This window comes from Kribbella sp. NPDC058245, assembly GCF_042882005.1.
Classification (GTDB): domain Bacteria; phylum Actinomycetota; class Actinomycetes; order Propionibacteriales; family Kribbellaceae; genus Kribbella.
The window spans coordinates 261,273-279,323 of the sequence record NZ_JBHVWY010000011.1 but is presented as its reverse complement, the minus strand read 5'-3'; the positions used below and the strand labels follow the sequence as shown (position 1 = coordinate 279,323).

12 protein-coding genes are annotated in these 18,051 nt (G+C 67.4%); 5 read left to right on the top strand and 7 right to left on the bottom strand.

Annotation, left to right across the window (positions count from 1 at the left end):
• Nucleotides 1-181 precede the first annotated feature (181 nt).
• The 5 genes from ACFVWG_RS25860 to ACFVWG_RS25840 form a co-directional block, all read right to left on the bottom strand.
• Complete coding sequence (locus tag ACFVWG_RS25860) at nt 182-1,966, bottom strand: glycoside hydrolase family 127 protein (RefSeq protein ID WP_391545982.1); 1,785 nt, start codon at nt 1,964-1,966, stop codon at nt 182-184.
• Between the two features lie 83 nt (nt 1,967-2,049).
• Entirely contained in the window at nt 2,050-3,291 is a 1,242-nt protein-coding gene (gene mmsB / locus ACFVWG_RS25855; protein WP_391545981.1) for a multiple monosaccharide ABC transporter permease, read from the bottom strand.
• The gene (gene mmsA / locus ACFVWG_RS25850) at nt 3,288-4,826 is read right to left on the bottom strand and encodes a multiple monosaccharide ABC transporter ATP-binding protein (protein WP_391545980.1); all 1,539 of its coding nucleotides are present in this window, start codon (nt 4,824-4,826) and stop codon (nt 3,288-3,290) included. Before mmsA ends, mmsB begins: the two co-directional genes overlap by 4 nt.
• Nucleotides 4,823-5,962 carry a multiple monosaccharide ABC transporter substrate-binding protein gene (gene chvE / locus ACFVWG_RS25845; RefSeq protein WP_391545979.1) on the bottom strand — a complete coding sequence of 380 codons (1,140 nt, stop codon included), beginning with the start codon at nt 5,960-5,962 and terminating at the stop codon, nt 4,823-4,825. The genes mmsA and chvE overlap by 4 nt, the downstream gene beginning before the upstream one ends.
• 83 nt (nt 5,963-6,045) lie before the next feature.
• Nucleotides 6,046-8,124, bottom strand: a complete 2,079-nt coding sequence (locus ACFVWG_RS25840) for a glycoside hydrolase family 36 protein (protein ID WP_391545978.1) — start codon at nt 8,122-8,124, stop codon at nt 6,046-6,048.
• A 155-nt stretch (nt 8,125-8,279) separates the two neighbouring features.
• Here ACFVWG_RS25840 and ACFVWG_RS25835 point away from each other — a divergent pair, with 155 nt between their 5' ends.
• The 5 genes from ACFVWG_RS25835 to ACFVWG_RS25815 are packed head-to-tail and all read left to right on the top strand — an operon-like array spanning nt 8,280 to nt 15,125.
• The gene (locus tag ACFVWG_RS25835; RefSeq protein ID WP_391545977.1) at nt 8,280-9,581 is read left to right on the top strand and encodes an ABC transporter substrate-binding protein; all 1,302 of its coding nucleotides are present in this window, start codon (nt 8,280-8,282) and stop codon (nt 9,579-9,581) included.
• 8 nt (nt 9,582-9,589) lie between these two features.
• Nucleotides 9,590-10,486 (top strand): carbohydrate ABC transporter permease, encoded by an 897-nt coding sequence (locus tag ACFVWG_RS25830; RefSeq protein WP_391545976.1) that lies wholly within the window; start codon nt 9,590-9,592, stop codon nt 10,484-10,486.
• A complete protein-coding gene (locus ACFVWG_RS25825) occupies nt 10,487-11,338 on the top strand; it encodes a carbohydrate ABC transporter permease (RefSeq protein ID WP_391545975.1) in 852 nt (283 codons plus the stop codon).
• Nucleotides 11,335-13,875, top strand: coding sequence for a beta-galactosidase (locus ACFVWG_RS25820; protein WP_391545974.1), 2,541 nt, complete (start codon nt 11,335-11,337; stop codon nt 13,873-13,875). Before ACFVWG_RS25825 ends, ACFVWG_RS25820 begins: the two co-directional genes overlap by 4 nt.
• Before the next feature lie 11 nt (nt 13,876-13,886).
• A complete protein-coding gene (locus ACFVWG_RS25815) occupies nt 13,887-15,125 on the top strand; it encodes an ROK family protein (RefSeq protein WP_391545973.1) in 1,239 nt (412 codons plus the stop codon).
• Here ACFVWG_RS25815 and ACFVWG_RS25810 read toward each other — a convergent pair.
• Nucleotides 15,046-16,929: a heparinase II/III family protein gene (locus ACFVWG_RS25810; protein ID WP_391545972.1), complete on the bottom strand. Its 1,884-nt coding sequence runs from the start codon at nt 16,927-16,929 to the stop codon at nt 15,046-15,048. The two genes, ACFVWG_RS25815 and ACFVWG_RS25810, sit on opposite strands and share 80 nt — an antisense overlap.
• Nucleotides 16,926-17,939, bottom strand: a complete 1,014-nt coding sequence (locus tag ACFVWG_RS25805; protein WP_391545971.1) for a LacI family DNA-binding transcriptional regulator — start codon at nt 17,937-17,939, stop codon at nt 16,926-16,928. Before ACFVWG_RS25805 ends, ACFVWG_RS25810 begins: the two co-directional genes overlap by 4 nt.
• Between the last annotated feature and the right edge of the window lie 112 nt (nt 17,940-18,051).

Here is an 18,051-nt window from a genome sequence, read left to right as displayed (position 1 = left end):
TGATCCTGCACGCCGACTGAACCCACCGTGCTCGCCAGGGGGCAGAGGGATGCGGCGGGGGAGGGCGTGGGGTGGCGGGGGAGGGGGATCTCCGTTGAAGTTGCCCCTTCTCCCTCCAAATTTCGGACAGAGAACCGGCAACCTCAGGGGATCTCCCCTCAAAATTTCTCCGTCGGCCGTTCTAACGGTCAGTAGCTACGGGCAGCCAGACCCGCATCGCGCCGGGCCCACGATTCGCCCAGGCGTGGTACGGGATTGCGGTGACAGTGATCGGCGTACCGGCCGGGAGGTCCGGCTGGTACGCCGCGTACAGGTCCGTCTCCAGCGGCCTGGCGATGGCCGCGAGGCGGAGCCGGACGGGCGTCAGGTCATCGGGTGCGCGTTCTTCGGTGATCGAGGCCGAGGCATCGAGACGCAGTTGCTCGACGAGGACGCTATCGGGGAGATCGGCCTGCTCGACGCAGTACACGATCGGCCCGCGGGCGATCGCCACGCAGCCGCGGACAGCATCGACTCGCTCGTCAGCACGGATCAGCCGGGGAGTCATCGGCAGCCTCAACCGCACCCTCGCGCCATCTTCACAAGCCACCCGGAGATAGGCTCCCGGCTCCGGCTCGACGAGCACCGTCGCGCCGGTCACCGTGAGATCGGCATCAGCTGCCCAGGTGGGGACCCGAATCGCCAGCTCGCCTTGTCCGCTGACGGTGACCACGACGTCGCCCTCCCAGGGATAGCCGGTCTCGACGACGGCGGTCAACGTGTCCGTGGCGAACGTGCCCGCGCTGAGCAGGTGCAGCTGAAGTCCGGATGCATCCGAGGTCGCGGCGTAACCGTCCAGCGACGCGAGCAGGCGGGCCAGATTCGGCGGACAGCAAGCGCAGTCGTACCACGACAACCGTTCGCTCGGCGCGTCCTCGCTCGAACCGTCGTGGCCGGTGCGGAGCTGCAACGGGTTGGAGTAGAAGAAGGCGGTGCCGGACGTCGCCATGGCGGCGGCGATGGCGTTGAAGAGAGCGCGCTCCATCTCCTCGGCGTACCGGGCCTGGCCTGTCGCCAACAGCATCCGCCAGCACCATTGCAGGGCAGCGATCGACGCGCAGGTCTCGGCGTACGCGCGGTCCGGCGGCAGCTCGTAGGGATCACCGTAGGCCTCGTCGCGATGTCGTGATCCGTGTCCGCCGGTGACGTACATCTTGCTGCCGAAGGCGCTGTCCCACAGTCGTTCCATTGCCTTGAGCAACGACTCGTCGCCGTTCTCGAGGTAGAGATCCGTGACTCCAGCGGCCAGATACAGCTGCCGTACCGCGTGTCCGCTGGCTTCGCTCGCCTCGCGCACCGGGAGATGATCCTGGTAGTACGGCGGACCGAAACCGCCGGTCAGGGTCTGCTGCCCTCGTCGCTCGACCTGTAGCTCGGCCGCACGCAGGTAGGACTCCTCGCCCGTCTCGCGGTAGAGCTCGACGAGCGCAGTCTCCACCTCGGGGTGCCCGTCGATGAGTGGCAACTCCGCGCCGAGGGCCTTGACGATCAGGTCGGCCACTCGCCGCGCGACCGCAAGGATGCGCGTGTCGCCACCACCACGATGCAGTGCGACGGCGGCTTGCAGGAGGTGCCCCGCGCAGTACAGTTCGTGACTCTGTTCAAGACGGCCGAAGCGTTCCTGGCCCGCGGTCCCCTGCACGTAGGTGTTGAGGTAACCGTCGGATTCCTGCACGCGCTCAAGGAGATCCGCCACCTCGGACAGCACCTCTGTCCACTGGCCGGTACCGCTGCGACCCATCTCCCAGCCGATCGCCTCGAGCGTCTTGTAGAGATCCGAGTCCGCGAACCAGAAGCCCAAGAACTCGCCCGGCGGGTCGTCCTCGGTGAGCCGACGAAAGTTCTCGATCACGCCGGTACGCCGGATGTTGTCCAGGCAATGTGGAATGGTGGCCACCGCGTTGAGCTCCTGCCAGCTGCCCAGCATCGACGCAGGATCGAACCGTACGGCGCTCAGTGGTAGCGGAGCGACGTACGGGGGTCTTCGCGGTACTGCAGGTCCCACGATGGTCACCGGGTGGCCCCGGCGCGGCGTTTGTTGTAGATGTCGAAGGCAACGGCCAGGAGGAGGACCAGGCCCTTCACGACGGATTGGGTCGACTGCTCGACACCCATCAGCTGCATGCCGTTGCTCATCACAGCCATGATCAGGCCGCCGACCACGGCACCGACCACCGTGCCGACGCCGCCCGCTACTGCTGCGCCGCCGATGAAGGCGGCCGCGATGGCGTCGAGCTCGAACATGTTGCCGGCCGCGGGCTGGGCGCCGTTGGAGCGGGAGGAGTAGATGACGCCGGCGACGCCGGCCAGGAATCCCATGTTGACGAAGATCCAGAAGTTGACCTTGCGGACCTTCACCCCGGACAGCATCGCGGCGGACAGGTTCCCGCCGATCGCGTAGACCTGACGGCCGAAGACGCTGCTCTTGGTCACCAGTCCATAGGCGATCACGAGGACGGCCAGCACGATCAGCACGATCGGCAGTCCGCGGGCGTGGGCGAGCTGCCAGGCGAAGTACATGACGATCGCCGCGACCAGCAGTACCCGGGCAACGAACAGCGGGAACGACTCGACCGGCTGCTCGTACCGGATCCGGGCCAGCCGGGTGCGGAACACGCTGACCGTGTACCCGCCGACCGCGAGCGCGGCGATCAGCAACGTGAACGCGTCGTACCCGTTGCCGCCGATCAGCCCGTTCAGGAAGCCGCTGGCGACCTTTTGGTACGCCGGCGGGAACGGCGACAGCGAGACGTTGTCGAGCACCTGCAACGTCAGACCACGGAACAGCAGCATGCCCGCGAGCGTGACGATGAACGCCGGCATCCCGACGAAGGCCACCCAGAAGCCGTGCCAGGCGCCGACCGCGACCCCGACCGCGATGGCGGCCACCACCCCGACAGCCCAGGGCTGCCCGTGCTGGATGACCAGCACGGCGGAGACGGCGCCGGTCAGTGCGACGATCGAACCGACCGACAGGTCGATGTGACCGGCGATGATCAGGATCACCATGCCGATCGCGAGCACCAGGATGTAGGAGTACTGGAGCACGATGTTGGTGAGGTTGCCCGGGCTGAGCAGGACCCCGTCGGTCAGCACGGCGAACAGTGCCACGATGACGACGAAGGCGATGTAGATACCGCTCTGGCGCAGGTTGCGCATGATCAGCATCCGGGGATCGCTGGTCCCGGCGTGCAGTGCGGCGGCCGGGGCGCTCTCGGCCACCGCGGCCTCCCGGTCTTCGGTCGTGCTCATCCAGCGAGCTCCTTCTCCATGGTCATGAGCGCCATCAGGCCTTCCTGCGTGGCCTCCCGGACCGGGACCTCTCCGGTGATCCGGCCGGCCGACAGCGTGTAGATCCGGTCGCACGTCCCGAGCAGTTCGGGCAGTTCCGACGAGATGACGACGACCGCCTTCCCCTGGGCCACCAACCGGTTGATGATCGTGTAGATCTCGAACTTGGCCCCGACGTCGATGCCGCGGGTCGGTTCGTCGAGGATCAGTACGTCGGGATCCGTGAACAGCCATTTCGACAGCACGACCTTCTGCTGGTTGCCGCCGGACAAGGTGCCGACGACATCCATCACGGTCCGGGTCTTGATGCTCAGGTCCCGGCGGCTCGCCTCCGCGACCTTGATCTCCTCGTGGCCGTTCACCCAGCCCGCTTGCGCGAGCTTGTCGAGCGCGGCCGCCGACACGTTGGTCCGGACGTCGGCGATCAGGTTCAGGCCGTACCGCTTGCGATCCTCGGTGGCGTAGGCGATGCCGTTGCCGATCGCCTCGGCCACCGTGCGCGCCCGGACCTCCTGGCCGTGCATGAACAGCCGGCCGCTGATGTTGCGGCCGTACGAGCGCCCGAAGACGCTCATCGCCAGCTCGGTCCGGCCCGCGCCCATCAGGCCGGCGATCCCGACCACCTCGCCGGCCCGCACGGTCAGGCCGGCGCCGTCGACGACCTTGCGCGGCTGCACGGGGTGCCACACCGTCCAGTCCTCGATCCGGAGCACCTCCGCTCCGGGCGCGGAGTCGCGCACCGGGTAGAAGCTGTCCAGGTCGCGCCCCACCATGCCGCGGATGATCCGCTCCTGGGTCATCTCCTCGGCCTGCATCCGCAGCGTCTCCACCGTGCGGCCGTCGCGGATCACCGTGGTCGAGTCGGCGATCGCGGTGATCTCGCTGAGTTTGTGCGAGATCATGATGCAGGTGATGCCCCGGTCCCGGAGCCGGCGGAGCAGGTCGAGCAGGTGCGCGGAGTCGACGTCGTTCAGCGCGGCGGTCGGCTCGTCGAGGATCAGCAGCTTGACCTCCTTCGACAGCGCCTTGGCGATCTCGACCAGTTGCTGCTTACCCACGCCGAGCTGGATCACCGGCGTGACCGGGCGCTCGTCCAGTCCGACCGAAGCGAGCAGTTCCGCGGCGTCGGCGTTGCTCCGGTTCCAGTCGATCAGCCCGCCGGCACCGCGGCGTTCGTTGCCGAGAAAGATGTTCTCCGCGATCGACAGGTACGGCACCAGCGCCAGTTCCTGGTGGATGATGCCGATCCCCGCGGCCTCGCTGTCCCGGATCCCGGCGAACTGGGCCGGCTTGCCGTCGAACCAGATCTCGCCGTCGTAGCCGCCGCTCGGATAGACCCCGGACAGCACCTTCATCAGCGTCGACTTGCCGGCCCCGTTCTCGCCGCAGATCGCATGGATCTCGCCCCGCCGGACCTCCAGTGAGACGTCCTGCAGCGCGATCACCCCGGGGAATCTCTTGGTGATTCCCCGCATCTCGAGCAGTACGTCGGTCACTTGGTCTTACCGGCGGCCACCTGCGCGGCCGTGTAGTAGCCGGAGTCGACCAGCGCCTTCGTCACGTCCTCCTTGAAGACGGCCTGGATCGGCAGCAGGTACGCCGGAACCACCTTGACGCCGTTGTTGTAGGTCTTGGTGTCGTTGGCCTCGGGCGTCTTCTTCTGCAGGAACGCCTCGGCCGTGCTGACGGCCTCCTCGGCCAGCTTGCGGGTGTCCTTGAAGATCGTCGAGCTCTGGACGCCGTCGTTGATCAGCTTGACCGAGGCGATCTCCGCGTCCTGGCCGGTGATCGCCGGCATCGGCTTGGCCGCCGTGCCGTAGCCGGCGTTCTGCAGCGCGGTGATGATGCCGCGCGAGATGCCGTCGTACGGCGAGAGCACACCCGCGACCTTGGCGCCGTCGTTGTAGCTCGACGTCAGCAGGTTCTCCATCCGCTTCTGCGCGGCCTCCTGCTGCCAGCGCAGCGTAGCGATCTGCTCGACCTTGGTCTGCTGGGACTTGACGACCAGCGTGCCGTTGTCGAGGTACGGCTTCAGGGCGTCCATGGCGCCCTGGAAGAAGAACTGGGTGTTGTTGTCGTCCAGCGAGCCGGCGAAGAGCTCGATGTTGAACGGGCCGGTCTTGGTGCCCTTCGAGCCGTCGGCGTTCTCCAGGCCGAGTCCGCGCAGCAGGGACTTGCCCTGGGCGACACCGACCTTGTAGTTGTCGAAGCTCACGTAGAAGTCGACGTTCTGGCTGCCGCGGATCAGCCGGTCGTAGGAGATCACCGGGATCTTCTTGTCGGCGGCCGCCTGCAGCTGGCCGCTGAGCGCGGTGCCGTCGATCGCGGCCACGATCAGGACGTCGGCGCCCTGGGTGATCATCTGGTCGACCTGCTGCGACTGCGTCGGGATGTCGTCGTTCGCGTACTGCAGATCGACCTTGTACCCCTTCGCCTCGAGCTTCTCCTTGACCGACTTGCCGTCGGCGATCCAGCGCTCCGACGTCTGCGTCGGCATCGACACCCCGATGGTCAGGTCCGCGGGCTGCTGACTCGCGGTATCGGTCGTTCCGCCCGCTCCCTGGCCACCACAGGCCGCGAGGCCGAGCACCAGCAGGGCGCCACTCACGGTGGCCACAAACCTCTTCGTCACAACTTTTCCCTTCCGGGGACTCGGGCGACTGTTAGCGCTCACATGTTGGCGCTCACAGTGGTGTTGGTCAAGACCTCGACCGGTCAGCGCTGCAGGCGGATGAGCCGTGCGGCCGGGCCTGCGGGCAGACTCACCCCGAGCCGGTCGCCGACCAGGGCCAGGGTGGTCGGCAAGTCAGTCGGGAAGATCACGTCGGCTGTCCGCCAACAACCTGGCAGCGGTACGTCGACAGTCGTGGCTCCGTCGCCGCGATGCCAGACCGCCAGCAAGGCGGTGTCATCGGCAACCAGCGCCAGCGCGAGCTGTTCGTCGTACCAGCCGGGGAGGCCGAGCGGCCAATGCGGTTCTGCCCGCGCAATGAGCGAGCGGTGTTCCTTGTACGTCGAGACTGCCGTGGCGACCCGGGTGAGCTGCTCAGCGTCCATCTCGTCCGGCCGCCCGGACAGATGGATCCTGCCCAGCAACGCATTGACGAGCGCGAACGATGCTTCTTCCGGAGTGTGCACAGGCCGTGGATAGGCCCACACCGCGCCCTGCTCAGGCGTGACCGCACTGGGCGCTGCCGCGGCGATCGGCGCATACGCGACCAGATCGACCTGATCGCTGGTCGAGTGCAACGTCATCCGGGCCAGCATCGCGTAGTCGAGTCGCATGCCACCGGATGCACAGCTCTCCAGGACGAGCCCGGGATGGCGGTCCAGCAGGCCGTCGAGCCAGGACAGGTAGGCGCGATTGTGACCGAGCAACCCGGCCCCTGGCGCCTCACCGAGCGCGTCGGTCCCCGGCAGGTTGATGTTGTAGTCGAACTTGAAGTACCCGATCCCGTACTGCGCGATCAGGCCGTCCACCACCGCGTCCATCCGTTCACGAACGGCCGCTGACCGGTAGTCGAGGTGGTAGCGGCCGGTCTCCGCGATCCGGCGTCCGTCCCGCCAGAAGAACGCATCCGGCGGCAACTGTTCGGCGATCTCGCTCCGCACGCCGACCACCTCGGGCTCCAACCACAGCCCTGGCACCAGACCGGCGCCATGGATCTCCTCGATCGTCTTGCCGAGGCCGGCCGGGAACCGGACCTGCGACGGCTCCCAGGCCCCCACGGTGTCCCACCAGCCCGAGTCATCGGCGTACCAGCCGGCATCGATCACGAAGTACTCCGCGCCGACCTCGGCCGCGGCCTTGATCAGCGGGGTGAGCTTGGCCGCGGTGGGATCACCCCACAGACAGTTCATGTAGTCGTTGAAGATCACCGGCAGGTTGCTGTGGTCCGTCTGCGGCCGCCGCATCGCCCGCCGGTACGACGTGAGCGCGCGTAACCCGTCGTCGAGGCCACCATGGGTTACCGCCACGGCGACCGGGACTGTGGTGGACGACTCCCCCGGCTGGAGTCGTTGCCGCCATTGATGCTCCCCGTCAGTGGGACCGGACACCTGCAGGTACAGGTCTTCCTTGAGTCCGCCGAGCTCCCAGTGCCACGCGCCCTGGTGTTCGATCTGCCAGGTCCAGGTCAGCCCGTCGGCAACGTTCTCGACGGCACCCATCGGCAACAGTTCAGCGCCCGACCAACTGCCGACATTGGTCACGGCGAACCGGTCCTTCGGATCACCCGAACCCAGGATGCTCACCAGACCGGCCTGCTCCGGAGTCAGCACCTGCCAGCGCAACTCCGCACACCACGAGTTCCGCGCCTGGTGGATCCGCGTGCCCGCCCTCAATCCACCGCCGAATCCCGCCAGCGCGAGTGACGAGACATAGGTCAAGGTGAACTCGCCCTCGCCTCGGTTGATCACCTCGGTCGTCGCGCGCAGCACCGACGTACCGGCCCAGCTCTCGATCCGGCTCACGACCTCGAGGTCCGCGGAGGCCTGCCGAATCAGCAGCACCTCGTTGCCCACAGCATCCGTCTGCTCGGACACGTCGACCAGCCGGAGGCCGTCCGCCGCCGCATAGGTGCGGTGCCGGGTCCCGGGTGGCTGATGCGTCCGGCCCTGACCCGCCAGGCTCAGCTCGACCAGGTTGATCGCACGTTCCTCACTCGCCGGTTGCGCGCCGGCCGGGCGCACCGAGCAGATCTTGACCGGCGCGGATCGATCGACGAGCAGCTCGAGCTCGACATCACCGCCGGCCCAGCGCACCCGGCCCACTGCTGAATCGTCGATCGGCATGAAACTCCTTGGTGTGGTGAGTTGTTCACGCTAACAGGCAGTATCGGTACGGCGGGGGTCACGATTCGGCCGGATCCTCGCCGAGCCCTTGGCAAGAGTTTTTCTGATGGTTAGGTTAACCCCCACCTCAACCTCGGACCGGAAGGAGCAAGGCGATGACATCGACGTCGAACGGGGGTCTCTCGCGCCGAGGCTTCCTCGGACTGAGCGCCGCCGCGGGCATGATCACGCTCACCGCCTGCGGTGCGGACAGTGACAAATCGTCCGGTGCCAACGAGTCCGCCGAACTCGTGATGACCGTCTGGGGCGGCGAGAACGACAAGGCGACGTACCAGAAGCGGATCGATCTGCTGGTCGCGAAGTATCCGGAACTGAAGGTGAAGCTGCAGCTGATCCCCAGTGACGGTTACGCGCAGAAGGTGCAGACGATGATCGCGGGCGGCAAGGGCCCGGACATCATGCAGGTGGCCGAGAACGTGAACGTCTACTCCAGCAAGAACCAGTTGCTGCCGCTGGACGACCTGGCGAAGAAGGTCAACCTCGACCTCACCCAGCGGTTCGGCTCGATCGGCAAGATCTACAGCTACCAGGACAAGGTGTACGCGATCCCCGACCGCTCCGGCGCGATGATCCTGTACTACAACAAGGGATTGTTCGCCGCCAAGGGCATCAAGGCGCCGACCGCCGACTGGACCTGGGACGACGCCCTCAGCGCCTTCAAGGAACTCACTGTGCCTGGTAAGCAGTGGGGATACTCCGGGGCCGGCTGGTGGGCACAGTGGTGGAGCTTCGTGTACCAGAACGGCGGCAAGATCATCGACGACGCGGGCAAGCCCGCCGTCGCCACCGACGAGGTGATCGAGGCCCTGCAGTGGGCTGGTGATCTGGTCACGAAGCACGGCGTCGTACCGGCTCAGAAGCAGTACGCCGATCTGGGCGCCGACGTCGGCGGTGATGCGGCGTTCGCCAGTGGCAAGGTCGCCGTGAACACGACCGGATTCTGGGCGATCAACGGTCTGTCCAAGGCCACGATCGACTGGGACATCGCGCCGTTGTGGCGGGGCAAGCAGCAGGCGGTGACGGCGTTCGGCAGCGGCCTGGCCATCTCGCGGACCACCAAGAACCCGGACGCCGCGTTCAAGGCGATCGAGTTCCTGACCTCACCGCCGGCCCAGCAGCAGATCATCGCCACCGGCGAGGACGTCCCGGCCGCCATCGAGGTGCAGAAGAGCGACGCGTTCCTGAAGCCGGCCTGGATGACCAAGCCGGTCGACATGAAGGTCTTCGGCGAGTCCAGCGAGTTCATCTACCGGGCGCCGTTCATCCCGGCCTGGAACGAGATGCAGAAGGCCTTCGACGACGGGCTGGCCGACTTCTGGCTGGGCAAGACCGATGCCCGGAGCGCACTGACAGCGGTCCAGGCGAAGCTCGAGTCGGTCATCAAGCCGGCGGGGTAGGCCCCCGGATGTCGAAGCTGTCGAAGCTCCGCCGCCGCGAGGCGCTCTGGTTCTACCTGTTCGCCTCGCCCTGGATCATCGGCTTCGTGGTGTTCCTGCTCGGCCCGATGGTTGCCTCGATCTACTTCTCGCTGACCGACTGGGACTCCTTCACGCCGCCGAAGTGGGTCGGTCTGGACAACTACCGGCGCCTGCTCACCGACGACCCGGTGTTCTGGAAGGCGTTGTGGAACACGTTCTACTACGCGGCGATCTCGGTCCCGCTCGGGCTCGTGCTCGGACTGTGGCTGGCGAACCTGCTGAACAAGCGGGTCCGGATGCGCAAGCTGTTCCGGACGCTGATCTACCTGCCGACCCTGGTCCCACTGGTCGCGACCGCGATGATCTTCAAGATGGTGCTCGCACCGTCCGGACCGCTGAACGACCTGCTGGGGCTGGCCGGTATCCCCGGCCCGTCCTGGCTACTCGAGGCGGCCTGGGTGAAACCCGCCCTGATCCTGCTGTCGGTCTGGGGCGCCGGCGGCGCGACCGTCTTGTTGCTGGCGGCAATGAAAGGCATCCCGCGGGAACTGTACGAAGCGGCCGAGGTGGACGGCGCCAGCTCGATCCGGCAGTTCTGGAGTATCACCGTCCCGCAGCTCACCCCGATCATCTTCTTCAACCTGATCATGGGGCTGATCGGTGCGTTCCAGGTGTTCTCGCAGATCTACATCCTGACCAAGGGCGGGCCGAACAACGCCAGCCAGACGATGGTTCCGCTGCTGTTCGACCAGGCCTTCTCCTTCTACCACCTGGGCTACGCCTCCGCGCTGTCGTGGCTGTTGTTCGCCGTGATCATGATCTTCACGCTGATCGCGTTCCGCAGCGCACGCCGCTGGGTCTTCTACGAAACGGAGGTCCGGTAGATGTCGGTCCGTGCGTTCCGCGCCACGCCGTTCAGTTATGCCACGCTGATCATCGTCTCGGCGGTGCTCTGCGTGCCGCTGGTCTTCGTGGTCTCGATCGCGTTGTCCAGTGACCAGACGGTCAACGCGAACACCTTCACGATCATCCCGCGCGAGTTCCACTGGGAGAACTTCACCCGGGTCTTCGGCACCGAGCTGCCGATGCAACGCTTCCTGCTGAACTCGGTGATCATCTCGGTCGGTGCGGTGGCCGGTCAGGTGCTGTCCAGCGGCCTGGTCGGTTACGCGTTCGCGCGGCTGCGGGCGCCGGGCAAGAACGCGCTGTTCCTGATCGTCATCGCGACGATGATGATCCCGGGCCAGATCACGATGATCCCGCAGTTCATCCTGTTCAAGGAGCTCGGCTGGGTGAACACGTTCCTGCCGCTGATCGTGCCGAACTTCTTCTCGAACGCCTTCAACGTCTTCCTGGTCCGGCAGTTCGTCTCCCGGCTGCCGAGCGAGATCGACGAGGCGGCGATGGTGGACGGCCTCGGCTTCTTCGGCATCTACCGCCGGATCATGCTGCCGATGCTCGCGCCGGTCCTGATCGCGATCGGCATCTTCACCTTGACCGCCACCTGGGGTGACTTCATGGGTCCGTTGATCTACCTCAACGACGAGTCCAAGATGCCGCTGGCGCTCGGCGTGCAGTACATCACCAGTACGTCGCAAGCCCTGCAGGCCCCGCCGTGGAACCTGGTGATGGTCGGGTCGATCCTGCTGACGCTGCCGATGATCCTGGTCTACTACCTCGGCCAGAAGTACCTGTACGAGATGGACATCAGCGGCGGCAGCGCGGGGGTCAAGTGAGAACTGTCGGATTGGATGCCCACGGCATCGAGATCGACGGCGTGCCACAGGTCGTGCTGTGCGCGTCACTGTTCTACTTCCGCCTGCCGCGCGAGCAGTGGCGGGCCCGGCTCGACCAGGTCCGGGCGTCCGGCTACACCTGCGTGGACGTCTATCTGCCGTGGAACTTCCACGAGCTCGCCCCGGGTCGCTGGGACTTCGAGGGGCGTCGCGACGTCGCGGCGTTCCTCGATCTGGCCCACGAGGCCGGGCTGTCGGTCATCGCCCGGCCAGGCCCCTACATCTGTTCGGAGTGGGACGGCGGTGCGCTGCCGGCCTGGCTCGGGCTCGATCCCGAACTCCAGGTCCGGCAGAACGAGCCGCGTTTCCTGGAGCAGGTCGCCGCCTGGTTCGATCAGGTGCTGCCGATCGTCGCTGCCCGGCAGCATTCGGTCGGCGGCCCGGTGATCATGGTCCAGCTGGAGAACGAGCTGGACTTCTTCGACTGCACCGATCGACCCGGCTACCTGACCGCCTTGCGGAAGCTGGCGATCGGGCACGGCATCACGGTTCCGCTGATCGCCTGCGCCGGACAGGGCGATCTGTACGGCGCTACCGGTGACGCGGCAGGCGTCGTACCGGCGTGCAACTTCTACCCTGATGACGAGTCGCCGCACATCGAGGCCGAGGTACGGCGGTATCGCGATCTGCTGGCCGAGCGGGACCTTCCACTGCTGGTGACCGAGACGAACCGGCGGCATCGCACCCTGCGCCGGCTGCTGATCTCGGGCGCCGCGCTCATCGCGCCGTACCTGCAGTCGTCCGGCTGGAACTTCGGCTACACGCCGTCAACCGGGAACTGGGGCGATCCCGGCAACTTCATGAGCCACGGATACGACTTCGGCGGGTATGTCTCCTCGACCGGACAGGAACGCGTCGAGTACGCCGAAGCCCAGGTGCTCGCCCGGTTGATCGACGTACTGGGTCCGCGGCTGGCCCTCGCCGCCCCGGGAACACCTGCTGTCGAGGTGCTGACCGACTTCAGGACCAGCTCGGCAATGGGTGCACTGGATCTGCGTGATGGTGGCCAGCTGATCGCCGTACCGAATCTCGGCACGACCGACGGACACGCGATCATCGCCGGCGTGCCGGTGCAGATCGCGGCCGGGGCGTGCCCGCTCCTGCCGGTCGGTCTCCCGCTGGCCGCCTGGGGTTCCACGCACACCCTCACCTTCGCTTCAGCGGACCTGGTCGGCGCCGCGAAGGGCGTGCTGGTGTTCTCGTCCGCAGTACCAGTGACAGTCGTCATCGGCGACACCATGGTCGTGGTGCCGATCGGCGAGCGCGCAAGCCTCGCGGACCTCGAACTGGTTGCGCTGCCGCCGACCGAAGCTGCCCTGCTCACGTCGATCCAGCCTGATGGCGTACTCGAGTTCGCGCCGCAGCCGGTCCACAAGGCGGGCGCCATGACCGAAGTGACCTCGGTACGCCGCCGCTCGGCATCCGCACCAGCGGCAGCTGCCGGTGAGTACGAACTGCCGCCACCGCTGGAGTCATTAGGCGTGTTTCGCGGCCGCGGCGCGTACAGCACGACGGCGGACCTGACCGGTGTCGACGAACTGTTGGTGGCCGGAGCCGCCGATATCGTCGACCTCGCGATCGGAGGTTCGGTCCGGCCTCCACTGGTGACGTACGGCGCGAACCGGCGGATCGACGTACAAGATCTGACCGGACCGACGCCGATCCAGGCGACCGTCGAGATCTGGGGGCACGCGAACTTCGACGACACCCGGCTCCCCGCACTGCGGCTCGGCGCCCTGCGCGGGCTCGGCACGGTGTGGACGATTCGCGCCGTCCACGACGTGTCGGCGCTGTGGACGGTCAGCGGCCACTGGGCCGGGCAGCCGGCACCCGTTCGTCAGCTCGGTGGTTGGAGCAGTACGCGAGGCGGCGAACGAGTGACCTACACGCGGCTGATCCACTCCCCCACCGCTGCGGCCTTGCTGCTGCGCGACCTCGATGAACCCGCCTTCGTCCGGATCGACGGCGCGGACCCGGTGACCGTCTCGGCGGAGAATCCGTGGATCCTCCTTCCGGCCGGCAGCAGCCAGCTCGCCGTCACGTTGCCGCATGACCCGAGTCGCGCTGGTCTGAGCGCCGAACTGCTGACCCTGGAACCGGTGACGGGCTGGTCCTGCACCGTCCAGGACGATGAACTACTGACCGCCTTCGCAGTGTCCTCCAGCCCGGGCCAGACGGTTGAGCTACCGACCGAACTCGAGGCCGGCGAGGAGGCCTGGCTCGACGTGGATGTCCCCCTCTCGGAGACCGGCTACGTGCTGAGACTCGAGGGCACCCAGCTTCGAGTGACCGGCTGGTCCGGTGGTGAGTGCATCGGACGCGTCTGGCTGGGCGATCGGCCCGCGTTCTCGGGCGGTGATCCCGACCTGCTCTGGATACCACCTGGCTGGGCCGGTCTGACCCTGCTGATCCGCGGTGTTGACGGCCCGGCCGGACCTGAACTGCGTACGCTACGGCTGGAACCACCGATTATCTGAAGGGAGATCTGGTGCCACGGCAGACCTCCCATGACCTGCGCAACGAGAACCGGTTCGAGGTACTCCATGCGCTGTTCACGCTCGGCCCCTCGACCCGACAGGAGCTCACTCGGCACACCGGGCTGAGCCCGGCCACAGTCGCAACGCTGGTCAACGAGTTCCTGGCCGCCGGCGTACTGCGGATCGCCACGGTGGAACGTCGTACGGTCGGACGCCCGTATGAGCGGCTCAGCATCGACCCCGGCCGGGGCCGGATCGTCGGGGTCGACGTCGCCGAGACCTACGTCGACGCGACCGTCTTCGACCTGGGCCTCGGCGCGCTCGGGCACAGCGCGATCACCCTCGACGAACACAAGAACGATCCCGCGTACGTCGTCGACGGCATCGTGACGGCGACCCACAACGCGCTGGCCACCGTCACCGCCGACCCGGCCGAGCTGATCGGGGTCGGTGTCAGCATGCCGGGCCAGGTACAGCCGGACGCCGGCGTCTCGGTGTTCGCACCGAACTGGCAGTGGCACGACGTCCGGATCGAGGAGATGCTGGAGAGCCGCCTCGGCATCTCCGTGTACGTCGACAATCCACTCAAGGCGATCACGCTGGCCGAGATGTGGTTCGGCGTCGGCCAGGTCACCGACAACATGGCCGTGGTGAACCTCGGCACCGGTGTCGGGGCCGGGCTCGCGATCGAGGGCACGCTGATCCGCGGCGCGACCAATAACGCCGGCGAGTGGGGCCACACCCTGCTACAGCTGGACGGCCGGCAATGCCGATGCGGGCGGCGCGGCTGCGTCGAGGCCTACCTCGGCGTGCACGGGCTGGAGATGACGCTGGCCGAGATCAACCCCGACCACCCTGCCCTGCGGCAACCCCTGCAACGCGGCTTCGTCGACGCTGTCGCGGAGGGCCTCGCCGCCGACGACCCCGTGCTCAGCGAGCTGGCCCGCCGGACGGCGCACTATCTGGCGGCCGCACTCGCAGACCTGGTCAACCTGCTCAACGTCCCGCACCTGACTCTGACCGGCTGGACCTCGACCGCGATCGGCCAGTGGCTGATCCCCGCGGTGCGCGAGGAGCTGCCCAGCCATGTGCTGCCCGGTTCGCTGGCCGGCCTCGTCGTGGAGGCCTCCGCCGTCCCGGGCAACCCGGTCGCCCTCGGCATGGCCGCCTTCACCCTTGAGCAGTACCTGGGCCATCTCGGCGTACCGAGTCCCGCAAGTGCACCGACCCCACGCCGCCGACGGTCATGAGCGTGAGTTCGAAGCGATTGTTGCCTGCAGCAAGGATCAGGCGATGGACGGCGGGGCCCCAGACACCTTGGAGCAGCTCGTCGTCGACAACTCGCTGCTCCAGTTGTCCGGCGCCGAGACCGACGTCCCAGCGCAGTTCGGCGAGGCTGGCGCCCAGGGTCTCGACCACGAGGCGGCCAGGCTCGTGGACAAGAGGTTGTCCGGCGATCACGAAGTGTTCGGCGACCTGGGTCCCAGCTGCCCAGGTGTCAACGATGCGGATGGCCTGCTCGAGCCGATCGAGCGTCGCCGTCCGCCGCAGATTCCCGCTGGGATAGGCGTCCGACAGGTCAACCTCGGCTCCCGCATCACCCTGTACGGCGAACTCTGCCGCTCGCCATCGCGAACCGGCCTCCTGCTCCAGCCCGTCGACCACCGGCACGTTGTGCCACTCGCTGCGGACCACCCACTGCTCGTACCGGCGATCGGAGAACGAGATCGCCGTGTACGTCGGCTGCCCCAGATCGACCAGCACCGGCGTCCCGTCCAGCGCAGCGATGAACGAGCCGACGTCGTTGTGGTTGTGGTTCTCGTCGTTGTGCCCACCCTTCACGGCCAGCGTCCAGCCCGCGGCGGAGCCACCCTCCTGCCGCGCTACCAGCAACTGCACCTGAGGCAGCCAGCTCGAGCGAGGCAACGGCAACGGTACGGCGGGTGCCTGCCACCACTCGTCGTCGACCAGCGCAACCAACGCTCGTCCTAGACCGACGACGGCGCCCGACTGATCACGGTGTGCGGCAGCTTGCGCCATCACCTCCCGATCACCAGTCCTGCGTCCCCAACGGTGCAACACATCCCACGGCTGTGCGGGGTCCGGCCGGGCCGGTCCATCACCGACGTTCACGTACCAGCCATCGCCCAACTCCATCCGCTGCGGATACCGGGCGAGCTCGGCCAGCGGCTCAACAGGCCAAGGGTTCAGCGCACCCAGCGTGATCCGATCAAGCAGCTCCAAGGCGGAGGCCAGTCGCGCCGGCCCGTTCCACCAGTACGCGTAGCCCTCGTCACAACCGCCGTCGGCCGGAAGCGCCCGGAGGTAGCGATCGAGACCGTCGACGACCAGGTCCACCACCTGCGTTCGCCGTACCGGGTCGGTCTCCAGGAACAGCGCCGCGGCCAGCACATGCCCGTGGATCCACGGGTTCCAGTTGTGCAGGTGACCGTCGAGCCCGAGCCAGTGCCACCGACGGTCAGTCAAGAATGGCTCCAGCACGCGCCGGTCCGCCTCAGCCCGCAACCGGCGACGGAGGCCAGGCACACGCTCATCCAGCGCCGTCCCCAGCACGAGATCGGCCCACGCCAGCACCTCCACCGTCTCCGCGGCGCCCAGATCCAGGTACGGCGTCTCAGGATCCGCCACGACTTCCCCACGAGCCGCCGCGAACGACTCATGCGCTGCCCAGCACCACGTCGTCTGCTCGCACAGCAACAACAGTCCGTCGGCTGCCTCGTCGACGTACTGTTCGTCCGCGGTCAATGCTGCGGCGAGGACTGCGGTACTCGTCCGCCGCAGCAACTCCCCCAGCGGATTCTCATAGGCCGTGCGGACTCCATCTCGCCAATACCGCGCGTAATCCGACAGCAGCAACTGCGGCCACGGGCGCTCACGGTTGGCCGCCGCCCGGGCAAGCACGGTCGGCGCTTGGCGCGACTCCCACTGGGAACGCTGCAACAGATCCGGTACGCCGGCTCGGTCTCGCGCCGAGTCCACGGCAGCCTGGCGGATCGCCGGGCTCAACGCAGTCCAGCGTTGGGCGATCGTCATCGACCGACCCGCGGTGGAGCGGTGCTGCTCCGGATCACGAGCTCGGTCGGGACACTCACCGGTTGGTGATGGTGCTCGCGGGAGGCTAGCTCGGCGATCAGGGCGTCGACTGCCTGGCGGCCTACGTCGGCGAAGGACTGGCGGATCGTGGTGAGCGGCGGCCAGAACTGCGCGGCCGACTCCTGGTCGTCGAAGCCGACCACGCTCACGTCGCCGGGGATGTCGCGGTGCTGCTCGTGCAGGGCGCGGAGCAGGCCGAGGGCCATCTCGTCGTTCGCGGCGAACACCGCCGTGACCGCTGGGTCCGCGGCGAGTTGGCGGCCGACGTCGTACCCGGACGCTGCGGACCAGTCGCCGACGAGTACCGGCGGGACCGGGCACCCGCGCGAGACCAGGGTCTCCTCCCAGGAACGGCGGCGACGGGTCGCGGCGAAGGAGGTCGGCGGGCCACCGAGATGCCAGACAGTCTGGTGGCCAAGGTCCAGTAGGTGCTCGGTAGCGAGCCGGGCACCCTGGGCCTGATCGGTGTCGACGATCGGGTAGTCATAGTGCGCGCTCGAGTCGACGACAACGACCGGCAGACCGGCCGGAAGGTGGATCTCTGCCTCATCCAGCTGGTGAGCCTCGATCAGGATGATGATGCCGTCGACCGCCTGCTCCTGGAGCCGGGTGAACGCACCGGTCACCTTGCCCTGGTCGGCGTCGAGCAAGGGGATGAGGTTGATCGCGTAGCCGGCGACGGTCGCGGCCTGGCTGACGGCGTTGAACGTGCGGGTGTTGCCGAAGCTGGACAGCTCGAAGACGATCACGCCGATGTTGTGGAACTGCCCGTTGCGCAACGCCCGGGCCGCGCTGTTGGGCCGGTAGCCGACCTCACGCATCGCGGCCAGCACCCGGTCCCGGGTGGCGGCGTCGACGTTCGGCCTGTCGTTCGCGACCCTGGACACGGTCTGGCCCGACACTCCGGCCAATCGGGCCACGTCGGCCATCGAGGATCCTCGCTTGCGCATTCGCCCACCTCCGTCCCGCCGGAGTCTAGACATGTTGACGTTAACAAGCTAGCGTCCCCGCCAGCATTGTTAACGTCAACAATCCCCGGACCGGGGGTCAGGAGGGCTGCGG